The following is a 4,300-nucleotide window of genomic DNA, read 5'->3' as shown; positions in this document are numbered from 1 at the left end:
TCGTCAACGGCATGCGCGACCGCCGCGTCCTGATCAGCGCCACCGGCCCGCTCGGCCACACCCTCAAGATCCGCCCCCCGCTCCCGTTCAGCCGCGCCAACGCTGACCAGCTCCTGGAAGCCCTCACCGACACTCTGGCCGACCTGCCGTGAGGCTTCCGCTGTGACCGGCCGGTCTCCCCCGCATCTTCGTATCAGTTTCGGCCCCGATCCGGGCATCTGAATCGTTTCAAAAGGGCCAAAACTGATACCAAGACGAAAACTGACGCAAAGTCGGCCCGAGGCCGGCTTGTCGGGTTGCATCTTCCCATCGGTTTCCGCCCTTGGATTCAGGACAAGTCGGGCGCGCGGGGGACGGACGCGATGGGAAGATATCTGCCATCCGCCCGCGGGTGGAACGGGGGGGAGGTCCGGGGTGGCACCACGCGGGGCCGAGCTTTGTGGCTGGGCACAACCGCGGCGGTTAACCCTCCCGATTGCGGGCATTCCGGCCTGGCGAGCCGGACGCTAGCATGTGGACCGCACGACAAAGCGGCCAGAGAAGACGGGTGAGAGATGAGCGCGAAAAACCTGCAGGAGCTGCTGGACAGCACGGGGAACACGGTAGAACTGCTCAGGAACTCGCAGATCGGCGCCTACATCTACCCGGTGGTTCCGTCCGAGTTCACTAACTTCCGCCGCGAAACCATCGCCTGGCGCGAGACCGCGGTGCTGTATGACCAGTCGCACCACATGTCCAACATCTTCATCTCCGGTCCCGACGCGCTGAAGCTGATCACGGATCACGGCATCAACAGCACGGCGAAGTTCGCCGTCGACTCGGCCAAGCAGTTCGTCCCGGTGTCACCGGAGGGCGGCGTCATCGGTGACGGCATCCTCTTCCGCGAGGCCGAGGAGGAGTTCACGTTCGTCGGCCGCGCCCCGGTCGCCAACTGGCTGATGTACCGGGGCAGCACCGGCTACAACGTGGACCTCAAGCTGGACCCGCGGTCGCCGTCCCGGCCGTACGGCAAGCCGGTCACGCGCGAGCTGTGGCGCTTCCAGATCCAGGGCCCGAACGCCTGGCCGGTCATCGAGAAGCTCAACGGCGGCCCGATGGAGCAGGTGCGCTTCTTCCGGATGGGCTGGATGACGATCGCCGGTGAGAAAGTCCGCACCCTCCGGCACGGCATGGCCGGCGCTCCTGGCCTGGAGATCTACGGGCCGTACGAGAGCTACGACAAGATCAGGGACGCGGTCCTCGCGGCCGGCCAGGAGTTCGGCCTCGAGCCCTGCGGCGCCCGCGCCTACTCGTGCAACACCCTGGAGTCGGGCTGGATCCCGTCGCCGCTGCCCGCCATCTACACCGCCGAGGAACTGCGGCCGTACCGCGAGTGGCTCGGCGCGGACAGCTACGAGGCCACCAACGCGATCGCCGGCAGCTTCGTGTCCGGCGACATCAGGGACTATTACACGAACCCGTGGGAGCTCGGCTACGGCTCGTTCGTGAAGTTCGACCACGACTTCATCGGGCGGGACGCGCTCGAGGCGATCGACCCGGCCGCCCAGCGCCGCAAGGTGACGCTCGCGTGGAACGCCGAGGACGTCGCCGCGCTGCTCGCCTCCCCGGTCGGGCCCGCACCCGGCTATCAGTTCTTCGACCTGCCGAACGCGAACTACGGGTCGTCCAACTTCGACTCGGTGACCGACGCGGACGGGAAGATCGTCGGGGTTTCCATGTTCACCGGGTACACCGCGAACGAGCGTGCCGCGCTGTCGCTGGCCACGGTCGACCCTGACGTGCCGATCGGCGCGGAGGTGCGGGTGATCTGGGGCGAACCGGACGGCGGCAGCCGCAAGACCACCGTGCAGCCGCACGAGCAGGTCTCGGTCCGCGCGATCGTGAGCCCGGTGCCGTACTCCGCCGTGGTGCGCGACAGCTACCACGAAGGCTGGCGCAGCTCGGCGAGCTGAGGCGGGCGGGGCGGAGAAACGCGTACGTTCCGGATGATTCTGGACGGAAGGTTCAGCGGCGGGATAGCTCGCGCATAGCCTCAGCTGGCTTAGAGCTATCTCTGAACCTCGGCGCAGCGGCCGCTCATCCAGGGGTTTCACACTCACTGGCATGAGCGAAGTTTCCCCGCAGGTCGAGATCGTGATCCCGGTGCGGAACGAGGAACGCGACCTCGCGACGAGCGTGCGGCGGCTCGCCGGCTACCTGCGGTCCGCCTTCCCGTGCACCGCGCGGGTGACGATCGCCGACAACGGCAGCACGGACGGCACCTGGGCGGTGGCGCAGTCACTCGCCGCGGCGCTGCCTGGTGAGGTCCGCGCCGTGCACCTGGACCTGCCCGGCCGCGGCCGGGCGCTGCAGGCGATCTGGTCGGCCAGCGACGCCGAGGTCCTCGCGTACATGGACGTGGACCTGTCCACGGACCTGAACGCGCTGCTGCCCCTCGTCGCGCCGCTGCTGTCCGGCCACAGCGACGTGGCCATCGGCACCCGGCTCGCGCGCGGATCGCGGGTAGTGCGCGGGGCGAAGCGCGAGGTCATCTCCCGCGGGTACAACCTGCTGCTGCGGGCCACGCTCGGCGCCGGGTTCTCCGACGCGCAGTGCGGGTTCAAGGCGATCCGCGCGGACGCGGCCCGCGAGCTGCTCCCCCTGGTGGCGGACACGTCGTGGTTCTTCGACACGGAACTGCTCGTGCTCGCCGAGCGCGCCGGGCTGCGGATCCACGAGGTGCCGGTGGACTGGATCGACGACGCCGACTCGCGGGTCGACATCGTCGCGACCGCGCTCGGCGACCTGCGGGGCGTGTGCCGCGTCGGCTGGGGGCTGGCACGGGGGCGTCTCACGGTTCCGGTGCTGCGAGAGGCCGGCCTGTCCGGGGCGCCAGCGGGCGCCGGGCGGGGGCTGGCGTGGCAGCTGCCCAGGTTCCTGGTGATCGGCGTGCTGAGCACGGCGGCTTACGTGCTGCTGTACCTGCTGTTCCGCGGGTTCGCCGGGGCGCAGGCGGCTAACCTCGCGGCGCTGCTGCTGACCGCGGTGGGGAACACGGCGGCGAACCGGCGGCTGACGTTCGGGGTGCGGGGACGGGCGGGCGCGGCCCGGCATCAGTTCCGCGGGCTGATCGCGTTCGCGGCGGGGCTCGTGCTCACGTCGGGAGCGCTGGCGATGCTGCACGCGGCGTCGCCGTCGCCGGGACGCGGCACCGAGGTCCTGGTGCTCGTCGCGGCCAACCTCGCCGCCACGCTGGTACGGTTCGCGCTGTACCGGAACTGGGTGTTCGGCTCACCGCGCGGTGGCGGCACGCCGTCCGAGACCTTCCCGCCTGCGACAGCGCTGCCTGGTACAGCGCTGCCTGGGGCGCTGCCTGAGGCGCTGCCTCAGACCACCCCTGTCGATGTCATCAACGAGACCACCGGGAGCACGCGATGAGCGCCACGACGATCCCCGTTTCCGCCGCGGCGCGGCCAGGCGGCGGGGGCCAGTCCTTCGCCAGGCGGCTCTGGCGCGGGCCGCTGCGTGACCCGGCCTGGGCCCGGCCCGCGCTGTTCGGCCTGCTGCTGGTCACCGGGGTGCTGTACCTGTTCAACCTGAGCAGGAACGGCTACGCGAACGACTTCTACGCCGCCGCGGTGCAGGCGGGGACGCGATCGTGGAAGGCGTTCTTCTTCGGCTCGTTCGACTCGTCCAGCTTCATCACGGTCGACAAGACGCCCGCGTCGCTGTGGGTGGACGAGATAGCCGCGCGGATCTTCGGGTTCAGCTCGTGGACGCTGCTCGTGCCGCAGGCGCTCGAGGGCATCGCGTCCGTGGCGGTGCTGTACGCGGCGGTGCGGCGATGGTTCGGGCCTGGGGCCGGCCTGGTGGCGGGCGCCGTGCTCGCGCTGACGCCCGCGGCCGCGCTGATGTTCCGGTTCAACAACCCGGACGCGCTGCTGGTGCTGCTGATGACCGCCGCCGCGTACTGCGTGCAGCGCGCGATCGAGCGGGACCGCACCCGCTGGCTGGTGCTGGCCGGGGTGCTGCTCGGGTTCGGGTTCCTGACCAAGATGGCGCAGGCGTTCCTGGTGCTGCCCGCGTTCGGGATCGCGTACCTGTGGGCAGGGCCGGCACGGTTCCGGCGGCGGGTGTGGCAGGTCGTGGTGCTCGGCTTGTCGGTCGTGCTCGGGGCCGGCTGGTGGGTGGCGATCGCGCAGCTGTGGCCGGCGTCGTCGCGGCCGTACTTCGGCGGGTCGACGAACAACAACATCCTTGAGCTGGCGCTCGGCTACAACGGGCTCGGGCGGCTCGACGGGACGGAGACCGGGTCGATCGG

At 70.2% G+C, this 4,300-nt stretch carries 3 protein-coding genes; all 3 read left to right on the top strand.

What is annotated here, in order from left to right; genetic code table 11:
- The first annotated feature begins 554 nt into the window (after positions 1 to 554).
- Positions 555 to 1,952, top strand: a complete 1,398-nt coding sequence (gene ligM, locus WA805_RS19110; RefSeq protein WP_422284856.1) for a vanillate/3-O-methylgallate O-demethylase — start codon at positions 555 to 557, stop codon at positions 1,950 to 1,952.
- A gap of 151 nt (positions 1,953 to 2,103) precedes the next feature.
- The gene (locus WA805_RS19105) at positions 2,104 to 3,417 is read left to right on the top strand and encodes a glycosyltransferase (RefSeq protein ID WP_424559251.1); all 1,314 of its coding nucleotides are present in this window, start codon (positions 2,104 to 2,106) and stop codon (positions 3,415 to 3,417) included.
- The coding region (locus tag WA805_RS19100; RefSeq protein WP_425243012.1) for a glycosyltransferase family 39 protein at positions 3,414 to 4,300 on the top strand (887 nt) is incomplete at its 3' end. The genes WA805_RS19105 and WA805_RS19100, both read left to right, overlap by 4 nt.

The sequence above is a fragment of the Trebonia sp. genome, assembly GCF_049794275.1.
Classification (GTDB): domain Bacteria; phylum Actinomycetota; class Actinomycetes; order Streptosporangiales; family Streptosporangiaceae; genus Trebonia.
Note: the sequence above shows the minus strand (reverse complement) of the source record. Positions and strands in the feature narration are given on the sequence as shown.

Bases quoted from the DNA above. Each gene is read 5' to 3' on its own strand.
- WA805_RS19105 (WP_424559251.1), top strand. From the start codon at position 2,104: ATGAGCGAAGTTTCCCCGCAGGTCGAGATCGTGATCCCGGTGCGGAAC.
- ligM (WP_422284856.1), top strand. From the start codon at position 555: ATGAGCGCGAAAAACCTGCAGGAGCTGCTGGACAGCACGGGGAACACG.